This window comes from uncultured Rothia sp. (genome assembly GCF_963555405.1).
Classification (GTDB): domain Bacteria; phylum Actinomycetota; class Actinomycetes; order Actinomycetales; family Micrococcaceae; genus Rothia.
In genome coordinates this window covers 45,792-60,240 of the sequence record NZ_CAUVVO010000002.1, presented here as the reverse complement: position 1 = coordinate 60,240, position 14,449 = coordinate 45,792, and the positions used below count along the sequence as shown (strand labels likewise).

Annotated in this window: 12 protein-coding genes; 11 read left to right on the top strand and 1 reads right to left on the bottom strand. The window is 61.0% G+C overall.

Features of this window, described 5'->3' with window-relative positions; genetic code table 11:
• Positions 1 to 145 precede the first annotated feature (145 nt).
• From RWL87_RS01715 to RWL87_RS01680, 8 genes are all read left to right on the top strand, one after another.
• A complete protein-coding gene (locus RWL87_RS01715) occupies positions 146 to 604 on the top strand; it encodes an S-ribosylhomocysteine lyase (RefSeq protein ID WP_313968685.1) in 459 nt (152 codons plus the stop codon).
• Entirely contained in the window at positions 604 to 1,497 is an 894-nt protein-coding gene (gene mtnN, locus RWL87_RS01710; protein ID WP_313968684.1) for a 5'-methylthioadenosine/S-adenosylhomocysteine nucleosidase, read from the top strand. Before RWL87_RS01715 ends, mtnN begins: the two co-directional genes overlap by 1 nt.
• Positions 1,498 to 1,710: 213 nt before the next feature.
• Complete coding sequence (locus tag RWL87_RS01705) at positions 1,711 to 2,049, top strand: hypothetical protein (RefSeq protein WP_313968683.1); 339 nt, start codon at positions 1,711 to 1,713, stop codon at positions 2,047 to 2,049.
• A 252-nt stretch (positions 2,050 to 2,301) separates the two neighbouring features.
• Positions 2,302 to 3,702, top strand: a complete 1,401-nt coding sequence (locus RWL87_RS01700) for an amino acid permease (protein ID WP_313968682.1) — start codon at positions 2,302 to 2,304, stop codon at positions 3,700 to 3,702.
• Positions 3,703 to 3,943: 241 nt separating this feature from the next.
• A complete protein-coding gene (gene rpsO, locus RWL87_RS01695) occupies positions 3,944 to 4,213 on the top strand; it encodes a 30S ribosomal protein S15 (RefSeq protein WP_313968681.1) in 270 nt (89 codons plus the stop codon).
• Positions 4,214 to 4,609: 396 nt separating this feature from the next.
• Entirely contained in the window at positions 4,610 to 6,829 is a 2,220-nt protein-coding gene (locus tag RWL87_RS01690; RefSeq protein ID WP_313968680.1) for a polyribonucleotide nucleotidyltransferase, read from the top strand.
• Between the two features lie 147 nt (positions 6,830 to 6,976).
• Entirely contained in the window at positions 6,977 to 8,023 is a 1,047-nt protein-coding gene (locus RWL87_RS01685; RefSeq protein ID WP_313968679.1) for an acyltransferase, read from the top strand.
• Between the two features lie 22 nt (positions 8,024 to 8,045).
• A complete protein-coding gene (locus RWL87_RS01680; RefSeq protein ID WP_049341706.1) occupies positions 8,046 to 9,377 on the top strand; it encodes a pitrilysin family protein in 1,332 nt (443 codons plus the stop codon).
• 194 nt (positions 9,378 to 9,571) lie between these two features.
• Here the strand turns inward: RWL87_RS01680 and RWL87_RS01675 are convergent, their stop codons facing one another.
• A complete protein-coding gene (locus RWL87_RS01675; RefSeq protein ID WP_313968678.1) occupies positions 9,572 to 11,524 on the bottom strand; it encodes an acyltransferase family protein in 1,953 nt (650 codons plus the stop codon).
• Positions 11,525 to 11,772: 248 nt separating this feature from the next.
• Here RWL87_RS01675 and dapB point away from each other — a divergent pair, with 248 nt between their 5' ends.
• The 3 genes from dapB to dapA all read left to right on the top strand — a co-directional run bounded on the left by dapB (position 11,773) and on the right by dapA (position 14,345).
• Positions 11,773 to 12,543 carry a 4-hydroxy-tetrahydrodipicolinate reductase gene (gene dapB / locus RWL87_RS01670; protein ID WP_070847182.1) on the top strand — a complete coding sequence of 257 codons (771 nt, stop codon included), beginning with the start codon at positions 11,773 to 11,775 and terminating at the stop codon, positions 12,541 to 12,543.
• 9 nt (positions 12,544 to 12,552) lie between these two features.
• The gene (locus RWL87_RS01665; RefSeq protein WP_313968677.1) at positions 12,553 to 13,215 is read left to right on the top strand and encodes a tetratricopeptide repeat protein; all 663 of its coding nucleotides are present in this window, start codon (positions 12,553 to 12,555) and stop codon (positions 13,213 to 13,215) included.
• Positions 13,216 to 13,409: 194 nt separating this feature from the next.
• Entirely contained in the window at positions 13,410 to 14,345 is a 936-nt protein-coding gene (dapA, locus tag RWL87_RS01660) for a 4-hydroxy-tetrahydrodipicolinate synthase (protein ID WP_313968676.1), read from the top strand.
• The last annotated feature ends 104 nt before the right edge of the window (positions 14,346 to 14,449 follow it).

Here is a 14,449-nt window from a genome sequence, read left to right as displayed (position 1 = left end):
TGCCTTTAACGGCTTTGCAGCCCCGGTGGCAGATTTTCGGATCTGCCGTCGGGGCTTTTGCGTACCCTCCTTTATGCGCCGGCTCGGCTACCTGCCGTACGGCACCCCTGTTTTAGTCGCTCCCGTTTTAAGAGAAGATAGAGTCATGGAAAAAATGAACGTCGAATCCTTCAACCTTGACCACCGCGCCGTAGCAGCACCCTACGTGCGTATCGCGGACCGCAAGGTTCTGCCCGGTGGCGACACCCTCATCAAGTACGATATCCGCTTCACCCAGCCGAACACCGCGCACCTGGAAATGCCGACTGTGCACTCCATCGAGCACCTGAGCGCTGAGCACATGCGCAACCACACCGACCGTCTGATTGACTTCTCCCCGATGGGTTGCCAGACCGGTTTCTATGCGCTGACCCTGGGCCTGGAGCCCGAGGAGTTCTTCCCGATTCTGGAAGCAACCCTCAACGATATCCTCAACGCGACCGAGGTTCCGGCGGCGAACGAGGTGCAGTGTGGTTGGGGCGCTAACCACACCCTCGAGGGTGCGCAGACTGCGGCACGCGAGTTCCTCGCGGCACGCGATGAGTGGGCGCAGGTGATGGCGTAATGAGTGCACAGATTCCTGACGCTTTCGCATCCGCCTTCAACCCGGTGGATTTTGACCCGAACGCTTTTGACCCGGCTGAGGCGTTCAACAGCATGTTTGAGCTGATGGACGGCATGTCTAACGCCATCATTATTCAGGTGGCGATGGATGAGGAGCTCGCGCCGTTCCTGAAGGTGACCGAGGAGCTGCAGCCCTCCTTCACCGAGGGTGCCGCCCAGTTCCACCCGCGCTACCTGCAGGTGGGCGAGGATCAGGTGCCGCTGCTGCTGGTTCGCTCCAAGATTGGTCTGGTGAACGCGGCGAGCGCCGTGACCGAGGCGATTAGCTACTCCTCGAACTGTCTGGGCGTCATTAGCGCAGGTACCGCCGGCGGTTTGGCTCGCGGCATTAACGTGGGTGACGTGCTGATTGGCGAGAACTACACCTACACTGACGCCGATGCGACCGCGTTCGGTTACGCGCGCGGCCAGGTTCCGGGCATGCCCGAAAGCTACGACGGTCAGGCGGATGAGTGGCAGGACGCTCTGGAGCATGCGCTCGCCGCGCTGGAGCCGGTGCGTGAGCAGGCTGAGAGCGCGTGGGAGGTGCGCCGCGGCCAGATGCTGGCGGGCAACTCCTTTGTAACCGCCCACAACGTGAAGGACACCCGCGAGGCGTTCGAGGGTGCGATCAGCACCGACATGGAGACCACCGCTATTGCGCAGGTCTGCCACAACTACGAGATTCCGTTTATCGGTGTACGTTGCGTGTCTGATTTGTGCGGCCCGGAGGCTGACCAGGACTTCCACCTGGCGATGGATATTGTGGCTCCTCGTTCGGCTCGTTACGCTCTGCAGCTGGCTGCTGAGCTGTGGACCGAGGCGCAGCTGGAGGCGCTGGAGCTGGCTCTCTAAAGCTCTAGAACACGCGGCTGGATTGCAGTGAGATGCGAATTTGAGCCCACCGTTTGAAGTGCCGCGTGAAGTGCCGGGGCGTGGACCTGATGGGTTCACGCCCCGGCCTTTTTGTACCGGTCTTTTTGTACCCGGTTTTACGCCTGAACCGTGAGAAATGCAGAAATATTAACCGTGGTGAATATACATTCTGTGTGTCGTGGAGTACTATGAATGAGGAAACTATCCGATCTCACAGAGGAGTACGTCGTGAAGTTCTGTCCGACTCTCGCCTCCGTCACCGGCCTGCTCGGTGGCTACAAGGTTGCTACCAGCACTGGCGTTCGCCCGCTCGGTGGCGCTGTCCTGGCACTGTGCGGTGCCGTGGCTTACAAGAATTGGAAGCGTAAGGCTGGCGCAGGCCGTGCCACCTTCCTCACCGCTGTCTACCTCGGCGCGTTCGGCGCCGCTCATCCGCTCGCCAAGAAGCTTGGCGCGTGGCCTGCAGTCTACACCGTGACTGCTGCAACCGCTCTGTGCTCTATCGTCATTGGACGTAAGCGACAGAAGTAGTCTTTGACGAAAAGACGGCGGAAAGGCAACGTTGCCTTCCCGCCGTCTTTTGTATTCCCTCCCGCCGTACCGGTTGGGTGGGGATGCGCCGGGGCGACGTGCGAAGGCAACCCCTTCCGCGTAACGCCCCATCACTCGATGGGGAGTGAATCAACCGGTACCGCTCTCAGTAACCTGCTGAGCCGCGGCACCGCCCGATAAGTTTCCCCGCCACCGGCGGGTACACCCCACGAGGTAAAGGAAAAGAAGAAGATGAATACCACCCCGGATTCAACCCCGGTACAGCAGGGAGCGGCATCCTCCGAGAGCCCGCAGCTAGCGCGTGGACTCTCCCTGCGCCACATTATGTTCATCGCCCTCGGCTCCGCCATTGGTACGGGCCTGTTCTACGGCTCGGCATCCGCCATTCAGCTGGCGGGCCCCTCCGTGCTGCTTGCCTATGTTATTGGCGGCGCGGCAGTGTTCATGGTGATGCGCGCAATGGGCGAACTCGCCCTGGCGCACCCGGTTTCCGGTGCGTTCTCTGAATACGCGACCCGCTACCTTGGACGCTGGGCTGGTTTCGTGACCGGCTGGACCTACGCCCTGGAAATGGCGCTGGTCGCTATCGCGGACGTCACCGCTTTTGCCGTGTACATGAAGTTCTGGTTCCCGAACAGCCCCTCCTGGATTTGGATTGTCTCAGTCCTGCTGATTCTGCTCGCCATCAACCTGGCGAAGGTCAAGGCGTTTGGCGAGACCGAATTCTGGTTCACGCTCGTGAAGGTCAGCGCCATTATCGCCATGATTGTTGGCGGTATCGCTCTGCTCTTCGTGGGTGTGCAGGCGCACGACTCTGTGGCGCCCTCCGTCACGAACCTCTGGGCTCTTGAAGGCGGCTTCTTCGCGAACGGCTTCTCTGGCTTCCTCGCCTGCTTTACCGTGGTGATGTTTGCGTTCGGCGGTATTGAGAACATCGGTATTGCAGCCGGTGAGGCGAAGGACCCGCGCACCTCGATCCCCAAGGCGATTCGCACGGTGCCGTTCCGCATCCTCATCTTTTACATTCTGACCCTGTCGGTCATCATGTCCCTGTACCCCTGGTACTCGGTGACCAAGGCGAACTCGCCGTTCGTGCAGATTTTTGAGGGCCTGGGTATTCCCGCTGCTGCTTCGATTCTGAACGTGGTCATCATTACCGCCGCTATCTCTGCGCTGAACGCGGACGTGTACGGTGCTGGCCGCATGATGTACGGCCTGGCGAAGCAGAACCTCGCCCCCGCATCCTTCGCGAAGGTCACCAAGAACGGCGCACCCTGGATGACCACCCTCATCATGGTGCTGGTCATGGCGGTCGGCGTGATTGTGAACGTGCTCTTTGAGAACGCGTTCGAGGTGGTTGCCTCCCTGGCGACCTTCGCGACCGTATTCGTGTGGGTTATGATCCTGCTGGCGCACATCGCATACAAGCGCACCGGCGCCGATACCGACCCGCAGCCGGTGCGCCAGCCCCTGTGGCTGAGCTACCTGGCGTTGGCGTTCATGATCTTTATCGTGGTGCTCTTCGGCTTCTTCGCCGACACCCAGTTAGCGCTGGTCATGGGCGCAATCTGGTGCCTGTTCCTGCTGGGCTACTACCGCCTCGTGGTGGTGCGCGCTCGCACTGAAGCATAAATACCGAAAATGTAGAGCCTGGTTCGAGAACCCGGCTGTGAAGCCCGGCGACCGGTAGTGTGATGAGCTACCTGCCGCCGGGCTTCTGCTCACCCTTCCACGAAAGCGCCCCGGTAGCGTAGAATGGGAAGAACGCGTCTGCAGTCCGCAGTAGACGACGTGTATTACAGGGCGTAAGCCCACCACCCGGCGGCAACCGTCCGTACGGGACGTATGCGGTACTAACTCTAGGAGTTAAAAAGTGGCACTGGATCCCGCTGTCAAGCAGGCAATCATCAAGGAATACGCAACCCACGAGGGCGACACCGGTTCGCCCGAGGTTCAGATTGCAGTTCTGTCTCGTCGTATCTCCGACCTGACCGAGCACCTGAAGTTCCACAAGCACGATCACCACTCCCGTCGTGGCCTGATGATCCTCGTTGGTCGTCGCCGCAACATGCTCGGCTACCTGAAGAGCGTCGACATCGAGCGTTACCGTTCGCTGATCGAGCGCCTGGGTCTGCGCCGATAAAACAGGAGCGTCTTGACGCTTTTGTGGTGATTAATCGCCTTTAGGCGGTGTGTGCGGACGTGCTGTCAGCACTACCAACCCTCCATTTCGGAGGCGGGTAGCGCCAGCGCGTCCGTACTGCCGCGTTGAGGGGCGCATCTTCCACTGGCTAGATTCCACACCGGAATTCAAAGCTAGGCAACGTGAGAAGATGCCGTCCCACCTGAAAGAAAGAACACGGGCCGTACCGGCACACACGCCGCGGTCCTCGGTAGCGAATTACGGAACAACACCACCCCACAACCTCGCCGACGCACGTCGGTGCGCGTTATGTAAAAGGTAGGGGAGCGGTGCCGTGGTTTCCTATCGAAGGCCGACTCGTGCGCCGTACGGCCTACCAAGAAGAAAGAAGGAACCGTGGAAGGTCCCGAAATCAAGTTTGCCGAAGTCGAAATCGACAACGGCATTCACGGTAAGCGCCACGTGCGCTTTGAAACCGGCCGCCTCGCAAAGCAAGCTGCCGGCTCCGTTCTCGTCACCATCGATGACGAGACCACCCTGCTCTCCGCAACCGCAATCGGCAAGTCTCCCCGTGAGGGCTTCGACTTCTTCCCGCTGACCGTGGACGTGGAAGAGCGCATGTACGCAGGCGGCAAGATTCCCGCATCGTACTTCCGCCGCGAAGGCCGCCCCAGCACCGAGGCAATCCTGGCAGCCCGCCTGATTGACCGCCCGCTGCGCCCCGCCTTCACCAAGGGCATCCGCAACGAGGTTCAGGTCGTTGTCACCGTCCTGACCTACGAGCCGGACGAAATTTACAACACCTTCGCAATCAACGCTGCCTCCGCATCGACCTCGCTGTCCGGTGCGCCGTTCAACGGCCCCATCGGTGGCGTGCGCATGGCACTGATCGACGGCCAGTGGGTCTGCTTCCCCAAGTACTCCCAGCTGGAAAACGCTGTCTTCGACATGGCTGTTGCTGGTCGTATCGTCACCAAGGCTGACGGTACCGAAGACGTCGCCATCATGATGGTTGAGGCAGAAGCAACCGACAACTCCTGGAAGCTCATCAAGGAAGACGGCCAGACCGCCCCCACCGAAGAGATCGTTGCAGAGGGCCTGGAAGCAGCTAAGCCCTTCATCGCAGCCCTGTGCAAGGCACAGTCTGACCTGGTTGCTCGCGCAGGTAAGCCCGCCCTGGAGCTGCCCTTCTTCGGCGGCCACGGCGAGGACGTCGACGCAGCAGTTGAGTCATTCGCAGCAGACCGCCTGGCAGAGGTGTACTCCATCGCTGGCAAGCAGGAGCGCGAAGCCGCAGCAGCTGAGCTGCAGGACGAGCTCATGGAAGCTCTCACCGGCGAAGGCAAGGAATTCGAAGAGCGCTCCAACGAGGTCTCCGTAGCATTCGCGGCACTGACCAAGCACGTGGTTCGCCAGCGCATCCTCACCGAGCAGGTCCGTATTGACGGTCGCGGCCTGACCGACATCCGCCAGCTCACCGCTGAGGTTGAAATCCTGCCCCGCGTTCACGGTTCCGCTCTCTTCGAGCGCGGCGAAACCCAGATCATGGGTATCACCACCCTGAACATGCTCAAGATGGAGCAGCAGCTGGACTCCCTGCACCCGGTCAAGTCCAAGCGCTACATCCACCACTACAACTTCCCGCCGTACTCCACCGGTGAGACTGGCCGCGTGGGTTCGCCCAAGCGCCGCGAAATCGGTCACGGTGCCCTCGCAGAGCGCGCAATCACCCCGGTGCTGCCCTCCCGCGAAGAGTTCCCCTACGCAATCCGTCAGGTCTCTGAGGCGCTGGGCTCCAACGGCTCGACCTCCATGGGTTCGGTCTGTGCATCGACCCTGTCCCTGCTGAACGCAGGTGTGCCGCTGCGCGCACCCGTTGCAGGTATCGCAATGGGCCTGGTCTCTGACGAGGTTGACGGCGAGACCCGCTACGCAGCCCTGACCGACATCCTCGGTGCGGAAGACGCACTGGGCGATATGGACTTCAAGGTTGCCGGTACCTCCGAGTTCGTGACCGCTATCCAGCTGGACACCAAGCTCGACGGCATCCCCGCATCCGTGCTCGCTGGCGCACTGACCCAGGCACGTGAGGCTCGCCTGCACATCCTCGAGGTCATCACCAGCGCGATTGACGCACCCGACGAGATGAGCGAGTTCGCACCGCGTATTATCTCCGTGAAGATTCCGGTCGCCAAGATCGGTGAGGTCATCGGCCCCAAGGGTAAGATGATCAACCAGATTCAGGAAGACACCGGCGCAGACATCTCCATTGAGGACGACGGCACCGTGTACATCGGCGCAGCTGACGGCCCCTCCGCTGAGGCTGCACGTTCGGCAGTGAACGCTATCGCTAACCCGCAGGTTCCCGAGGTCGGCGAACGCTACCTGGGCACCGTGGTGAAGGTGACCGACTTCGGTGCGTTCATCTCCCTGACCCCCGGTAAGGACGGCCTGCTGCACATCTCCGAGATGCGTAAGCTCAACGGTGGCAAGCGCGTTGTTGATGCTGAGGACGTTGTCTCCGTGGGCCAGAAGGTCCAGGTGGAGATCACCAAGATTGATGACCGCGGCAAGCTCTCGCTGGCACCGGTCGTTGAGGGCGGCGACGACGAGTAGTCGTAACCCCCGCTAAGCGATGAGGGGCGTTCGGCGCACCCGGTGCGGTTCATACCCCGCCGGATGCACCGGGCGCCCCTCATTTTCATGAGGATAGAGAACAACAGAATGCAGACTGCTGTTCTCGCTATGAAAGGAATATCGGAATTGTCGACTCGACGAGATACGACGATTGACGTTGCCAAGGGCCTCGCGATTATCGCGATCGTCTTTGGTCATATTCATCGAGGAATGTGGGCGTCAGGGTTGGGCACCGAGGCCCTGCGCCCCTACAAGTTCATGCTGGATTACGGGGTTTACTTCTGGCACCTGGTAGTTTTTGCCCTCCTGAGCGGCCTGTTCGTGTCGCGAGGAGCGTCGAAGACTACTCCCTCCTCGTACCTGACGAAACGTCTGGTTCTCTTCGGATACCTGTACGTCATTTGGCAGGTTCTACAGGTGGGTATGAAGCTTGTACTTCCGTCTAATTCTTCCGATAAGACGACTGTGATGAGCCTGCTGGAGCTGTGGAAGCCCGAAGGGCAGCTTTGGTTCTTCCCCTGGCTCATGATTGTCACCATCATCGCTGTGCTGGGGCGCGTCTGGCAGAAGGACGTCAATGCCTACGTTATTGTGGCGGTATGCGCAATCCTTGCCGTTGCGTTCTGGGGCTACAGCGGTGACTACGTGGGAACGCAGGGTATCTCCCTGGCGGTCTTCTTCATGCTTGGCGTGGCTCTTGGCCACGAGAAGTTCCAGGCTATGATGGAGTCTGTATCGCTGGCGATTCATGCCGTTATCGCGGTCGTTGGTTTGGTCGTCTACACCGTCATCCTGGTGAATGTGCAGGCCGCTCCGCCGACCGTCGTGCCGTACTTTGCGAACAACCCGGCGGCCGTTGCTGTCGGTATTGTCGCCTCCCTGCTGTCGTCGCTGGCGGTGCTCTCGCTCTCCTACCTGCTAGCGCGGGTTCCGTGGAGCAGCTGGCTCGCCTACCTGGGACGCCACTCCCTGGAAATCTTTATCGCGCACATCGTGTGCGGTGCCGCTTTCCGTTTCGTACTGAGTAAGTCCGGTTTCTTCTCGGTGCCCCTTTTCCTTGTGGGAGGAACGATCTTCGCGATCCTCGCCTCGCTCCTGCTGGGGTACTGCGCCCAGAAGCTACGGGTTCCGCTGTTTGCGTTGCCTCGCCCTCTTGAACGAAAAATTAGCTAATCGAAATATCGAAGGACGCTGAATGTCTATTTCCCTGCCCGTCGAGCTTGAGGCGATTGCCGAAGAGCTCAACTACGAGCACGGCCGCCTCATCTACGAAGGTGTGGGCGGTAACGAGGTGCGCCGCTCCATCCTGCCCGGCGGCGTGCGCGTGATTACCGAAAAAATGCCCGGTACTCGCGGCGTATCCATCGGCTTCTGGGTGGGAGTTGGCTCCCGCGATGAGGCCCCCGGCATGCTTGGCTCCACCCACTTCCTGGAACACCTGCTGTTCAAGGGCACCGGCACCCGCACCGCCCTGGACATTGCATCCTCCTTCGACGCTGTAGGCGGCGAATCTAACGCCCTGACCGCTAAGGAACACACCTGCTACTACGCGCGTGTGCTCGACGATGACGCACCCATGGCGGTGGACGTTATCACCGACATGGTCACCAACGCCCTGCTGGACCCGGCTCACCTGGAGCAGGAACGCGGCGTGATTCTCGAAGAGATCGCCATGGACCAGGACGACCCGACCGACGTTGCTTTCGAGAACTTCGTGGAGCAGCTCATGGGTGATAACCCGCTGGGCCGCCCCATTGGCGGTACCCCGCAGGAGATTACCGAGGTGCCGCGCGACGCCGTGTGGGAGCACTACAAGCGCTACTACACTCCGGACCGCCTGGTTATTTCTGCAGCAGGTTCGCTGGAGCACAGCACTATGGTCCGCCTCGTGCTGGAGGCGCTGACCCGCTACGGCTGGAATCTGCAGGAGGGCGTGGCGCCGGCACCGCGCCGCGTGCGCACCGACAGCGGTATTGTTCCGCTGAGTGAGCTGCGCGAGGTGGAGAAGGGCTTCGAGCAGACCAACATTGTGATGGGCTGCCCGAGCATTATCGCCGGCGACGACCGCCGCTACGCCATGAGCGTGCTGACCAGTGCATTCGGTGCGGGTATGTCCTCGCGCCTGTTCCAGGAGATTCGCGAGAAGCGCGGCCTCGCCTACAGCACGTTCGCGTTCTCCGGTGCATACTCGGATGCAGGCTACTTCGGCATGTACGCGGGCTGTCTGCCCGCCAAGACCGAGCAGGTGCGCGAAGTCATGGGCTACGAGTTCGATAAGCTCGCCACCGCCGGTATTACCGAGGAGGAGCTGACGAAGGTCCGCGGCCAGCTGGCTGGCTCCACCGTGCTCGGTAGCGAGGATTCGGGCTCGCGCATGTCCCGCCTGGGTCGTGCCGAACTGGATTCGGGTCTGTTCACCAGCACCGACGAGCTGTTGGAGAAGATCCGCGCGGTCTCCCTGGAGGAGGTTCGCGACCTGGCTGCGTACCTGGGTGAGCAGCAGATGATTACCACCATCGTGCGCTAACCCCCAACGCTGATAAGGCATAGAATGCCCGTTCCCACACCCCATCTGAGGGGGAGGGAACGGGCATTTTCTTTGTCTGAAGCAGCGCTTACGGGCCATCTGCCGCCCATGCTTTTGACGCTCAGCATGAGCGAGCGGCAGAACCCGAAAAGCTACCGTTGGGAGCTACCTCAGCGCGTTACTTCTGAGCAGTACTACTTTTGCGCCTTGGCAATAGCTTCCATCAGCACCTGCGCGTAGAGCTCCTGACCGGCAGCCTCCGGGTGCACGCCGTCGGAAGCAAGAAGACCACTCTGAGTCTGCAACGCCTGGCGAATCGCAGAGTTCCAATCCGCAATAATCACGCGGTCAGAATGCTGCGCCGCAAACTCACGAATCTTTCCATTCGAGTAATCAATCCAGGTCAGGTTGCGCGGACCGTAACCGGTCACCAGCACCAGCTTAGAACCGGCAGGCATAGCCGCCAGAACCTCGTCGAGCTGACCGTCCAGAATGGTCGAGTTCGCGGTCACCGACAGCACGAAGGTCTTACGAATCTGGCCGTTGGCACCCATGGACTTAATAATCGGCAGAGCCTTGGCGATGGTGCGTGCTTCCTGCGCGTCAATAGTTGCTTCGGGCATCTTGTCGTACAGCTCGGGGGAAACCGCGACCACAATGGAGTCACCCACAATGGTCACCTGCGAGGAGTTCACCGAACCGGTTGCGGCCTTCGACGCCGAGGGGCTTGCCGAAGCCTTCGCATCCTTACCCGAGGCGGATGCGCTCGGGCTTGCCGATGCGCTCGCAGCCTGCGCCTCCTGGCGCGCCTTCAGACGCTCAGCCGCGGCACGCTTGCCGTCCTCAACGGACTGCTGCGCGGCGGTCATAGCGGGAGCGGTGTGCACCGCCAGGCCGGTCGAAGCAGCCGCCACAACAACAGCCAGAACCACCGAAACCGGCAGGAACTTAGTGCGCGAGGACTGGAACGCCGCCACCGCACGGTTAGCGCTACCGCGGAAACCGTAACGGCGAATCGGGGTCTCAACCCAGCGGAAAGACATCTCCGCGATAGCGAAGGTCGCCACCAGAACACCCACGTTCACCAGCGGGGAGCGGTCCGCACCCAGAGCGTAGTGCATGACCACGGCGAGCGGCCAGTGCCACAGGTACAGGCCGTAGGAGCGCTCGCCCACCCAGCGCAGGGGAGCGAAGTTCAGCAGGCGGCGCAGCATCTCGGAGGCGCCAGCGAGCATGTCGGGCAGCATGCCCTGAATCACACCGAGCGCCAGCAGGGAAGCACCGAACAGACCCCAGGGGATTGCACCGGGTGCCGATTCGGGCACGAGAACCGCGTAGGGAGTCAGCGCGAACAGGGACAGCCAGCTAATCATGACGCGGGCGAAGGCGACCAGGCCGAAGGGCTGAGCCACGCGGTACAGCACGGACTGCTGCAGCGGCGGGTACAGCGACCAGGGGCGCGCAAACGCCAGCAGGGCGCCGAGGAGCAGGCCGTAGAGGTGGGTGTCGGTGCCGTAGTAGACGCGGCTGATGGGTGCTCCGGACATCAAAAGAGCGGTAGCAACGCTCAGTGACGCAATAATGCCCAGCACCATAACCACGCTAAAACGACGCCAGCGGCGGCGCAGCAGCAGGCCAGCAGCAACAATCAGCAGCGGCCACACCACGTAGAACTGTTCTTCCACCGCCAGCGACCAGAAGTTCGTGAAGAGCTCCGGGGAGGTCTGCGCGAAGTAGTCGTTACCGGCAAAAATGGAGATCCAGTTGGACGAGAAAGTTGCCGCACCGGCAAGCTGACGGCCCAGGTTCACCTGAATATCGCCGCCAATGAGCAGGCTGATCGGGCCGAGGACCAGAATCAGCAGGGTAATGGCGGGAAGCAGTCGGCGGGCACGGCGAATCCAGAAGCTGCCCAGGGCAATCTTGCCGGTGAGCGCACCCTCCCGCAGAAGCAGGGAGGTAATCAGGAAGCCGGAGATGACGAAGAAAATATCCACGCCAATCATGCCGCCGGGTAGTACGGTGGGCCAGAAATGGTACACCATCACGAGGAGCACAGCGATTGCTCGCAGGCCGTCCAGACCCGGCAGAATATAACGCCGGTTAGCCTCATCTGGACGCACGGAGGAGGTAAAGAGGGACTTCATACTGTCTGTGTACTCCGTAGGACGGAAATTATAGAAATACTTCCTAATTATATGTTTGTTCTCTTTAGACGACGGATAAATGCCCTTATATGACGTATATAAAATGTCACCTTTTGGGTGATTAGGCCTCACCGGGTATCTCACACCGTGTGTACGATGGCGTGCGCCGCACCCACACGGGGGATAATAGAGGCTGTACGTCACAAGCCCCATCGTCGGGGCGCTAACAAGTTACGGAGGAGAGAACCATGACCCACGAGGTTGACGAAAAAATCTGGAAGGTAGCGGTACTCGGTGCCGCGGGGCGTATGGGTTCCGAGGCGGTGCGCGCCGTCAACACCTCCGCTGATATGGACCTGGTGGCGGCACTGGGCCGCGGCGACGACCTGCAGGAGCTGGTCGATGCTGGCGCCGAGATTGTGATTGACCTGACCGTTCCCGAATCCAGCGAGGCGAACGTGCGCTTTGCGGTGGAGCACGGCATGCACGCTGTGGTGGGTACGACCGGTTGGACTCCCGAGCGTCTCGACTCCCTGCGCGAGCTGCTGGCGGAGCACCCCGAGGTGGGCGTGCTCATCGCCCCGAACTTCGCGATTGGTTCAATCCTGGCAACCGAATTCGCGGCGAAGGCTGCACGCTACTTTGAGTCGGTAGAAATCATTGAGATTCACCACCCGAATAAGGTGGATGCCCCCTCCGGTACCGCGGTGCACACCGCCCGCAAGGTTGCCGCCGCCCGTGCGGAGGCTGGCGTGGGTGCAAGCCCGGACGCCACCACCTCCGACCCGCTGGGTTCGCGTGGCGCCGTCATTGACGATATTCACGTGCACGCGGTGCGTCTGCGCGGCATGGTGGCGCATCAGGAGATTCTGCTGGGTGACCCCGGCCAGCAGCTGGTGATTCGTCACGATTCCTTTGACCGTGCTTCCTTCATGCCCGGCGTGCTGCTGGGCGTGCGTGAGGTGGCGGCGCATCCGGGTTTGAGCGTGGGCTTGGACGCCTACATGGATTTGTCGTAGGGGAGCGTTATGTCTGAACAGACTTCACCCGAGAATTCGCAGGTATCTTCCGAGGCTCCTAGTCCCTGGTGGACGTCGCTGCGCCTGTGGACCGTCTGCGCGTGCGTGCTGATGGTTCTGACCGTGCTGATTCTGCCGCTGCCGCTGGCAGCGCGCGCCTCTATTCTGGGCGTGCTGATTTTTAGCGCCGTCTTCGTGACGGTGGATGCGGGCGGATTCGGTAAGACCTTCGCGGCGCTGACCTGCGCGCTGCTGACCCTGTACCTGGTGCATATTGCGCAGCAGGGTTTTGTGATGCTGGCCTCCGGTTCGGTGGCTGGCATGGTGCTCGGCGCGGGTATGATTCTGCTGCCGATTCTGGGTGCCTGGGCGCTGGTGCGTGAGGTGCTTTTCGGTGCTCGTATTCAGCGTATGGCTCAGGAGCTGGCGGCTTCGGGCGAGCTGGCTGAGGACACCCTGCCGCGCACCCCTGCGGGTCGTGTGGATCGTGAGGCTGCTGCGGTGGAGTTTGAGAGCTTCGCCGCGGCGGTGGAGCAGGAGCCGAGCAACTGGAAGGCATGGTTCAACCTGGCGTGTATGTACGATGCGGGCGGCGAGCGCAAGCGTGCCCGTGCGGCGATGCGTAATGCGTGGGCGTTGCGTTCGGGCGGTGCAGCGAAGGGGATGCGTTAGGCGCTATCCCCGGTTACTTGCGGTTGATGCCGTATGTATTTTCGGCATGAGGTTGATAACGCCGAGGCTGTGTGCCCGGTTTCATAGGCTCTCGCGGAAGTACCGCGGGTTTGAAAGAGTCCGAATAGTAGAAAACGTATGAAAACTTATGCGTCCTGTAGCAAAAATCTGCATTTCGGGCGTACTCTGGACATATGTCTGAGAACCTTTCGAACCCCGGTACTTTTGTTGAGCCTGTCTTCGGTCGCCTCCTGACCGCAATGGTGACCCCCTTCGCGAAGGACGGCTCCGTTGATGAAAAGCAGGTCGCGGACCTGGCGAACTACCTTGTGGAGAACGGCCACGACGGCCTGGTGGTCTGCGGTACCACCGGTGAATACTCCACCATGACCGATGACGAGAACGAGCGCGTCTTCCAGATTGTGAAGGACACCGTCGGTTCTCGCGCGAAGATTATTGCCGGTGTTGGTTCGAACGACACCGCGCACACCATTGAGCTGGCGCACCGCGCTGAAAAGGTTGGCGTGGACGGCCTGCTGGTCGTAACCCCGTACTACAACAAGCCGACTCAGCCGGGTGTTTACGCCCATTTTGCGACCGTTGCGCAGGCAACTGAGACCCCCGTCATGCTGTACGACATTCCGGGTCGTGCGGGCATCCCCATCGCACCCGAAACCTACCGCCGCCTTGCAGAAATTGATAGTATTGTAGCGGTGAAAGACGCCAAGGCAGACTTCGGTGCCGCAACCGAGGTCATGGCAACCACCGACCTGCACTACTACAGCGGCGACGACGGACTGACCCTTCCCTGGATGGCAATGGGTGCCGTCGGCCTCGTTTCGGTGACCGCACACGTGGCACCCGCACTCTTCCGTGCCCTGATTGATGCTGTTGTTGCACAGGATTTGGTGGAGGCGCAGCGTCTTCACCTGGAACTGACTCCGATTGTCCGCGCAACCATGGGCCGTGCGCCCGGTTGCGTTGCCGCCAAGGAAATTCTTTCCTGGCAGGGTGTGCTAGATGAGCCCGTCGTTCGCCTGCCGCACGTACTCTCCGAACCGGAGGTTGTACAGGCGATGCGAGCTGACCTGCTCTCCTCGAGCATTGCTCACACCCTCAAGAACTCCTAAACTTTGACGCATACCCGGCGCATTCAATAGCGCGGGGGAGCGTATATATAGAGGAATTCGGCTATCCTACGCCCCGTTTTCGGGGCGCGTGATGTAGCCAACGG

Excerpts from the sequence above, each read along its gene's own strand:
- RWL87_RS01680 (WP_049341706.1), top strand. The coding sequence starts at position 8,046 with ATGTCTATTTCCCTGCCCGTCGAGCTTGAGGCGATTGCCGAAGAGCTC.
- mtnN (WP_313968684.1), top strand. The coding sequence starts at position 604 with ATGAGTGCACAGATTCCTGACGCTTTCGCATCCGCCTTCAACCCGGTG.
- dapB (WP_070847182.1), top strand. The coding sequence starts at position 11,773 with ATGACCCACGAGGTTGACGAAAAAATCTGGAAGGTAGCGGTACTCGGT.
- dapA (WP_313968676.1), top strand. The coding sequence starts at position 13,410 with ATGTCTGAGAACCTTTCGAACCCCGGTACTTTTGTTGAGCCTGTCTTC.
- RWL87_RS01675 (WP_313968678.1), bottom strand. The coding sequence starts at position 11,524 with ATGAAGTCCCTCTTTACCTCCTCCGTGCGTCCAGATGAGGCTAACCGG.
- RWL87_RS01705 (WP_313968683.1), top strand. The coding sequence starts at position 1,711 with ATGAGGAAACTATCCGATCTCACAGAGGAGTACGTCGTGAAGTTCTGT.
- RWL87_RS01715 (WP_313968685.1), top strand. The coding sequence starts at position 146 with ATGGAAAAAATGAACGTCGAATCCTTCAACCTTGACCACCGCGCCGTA.
- RWL87_RS01700 (WP_313968682.1), top strand. The coding sequence starts at position 2,302 with ATGAATACCACCCCGGATTCAACCCCGGTACAGCAGGGAGCGGCATCC.
- RWL87_RS01665 (WP_313968677.1), top strand. The coding sequence starts at position 12,553 with ATGTCTGAACAGACTTCACCCGAGAATTCGCAGGTATCTTCCGAGGCT.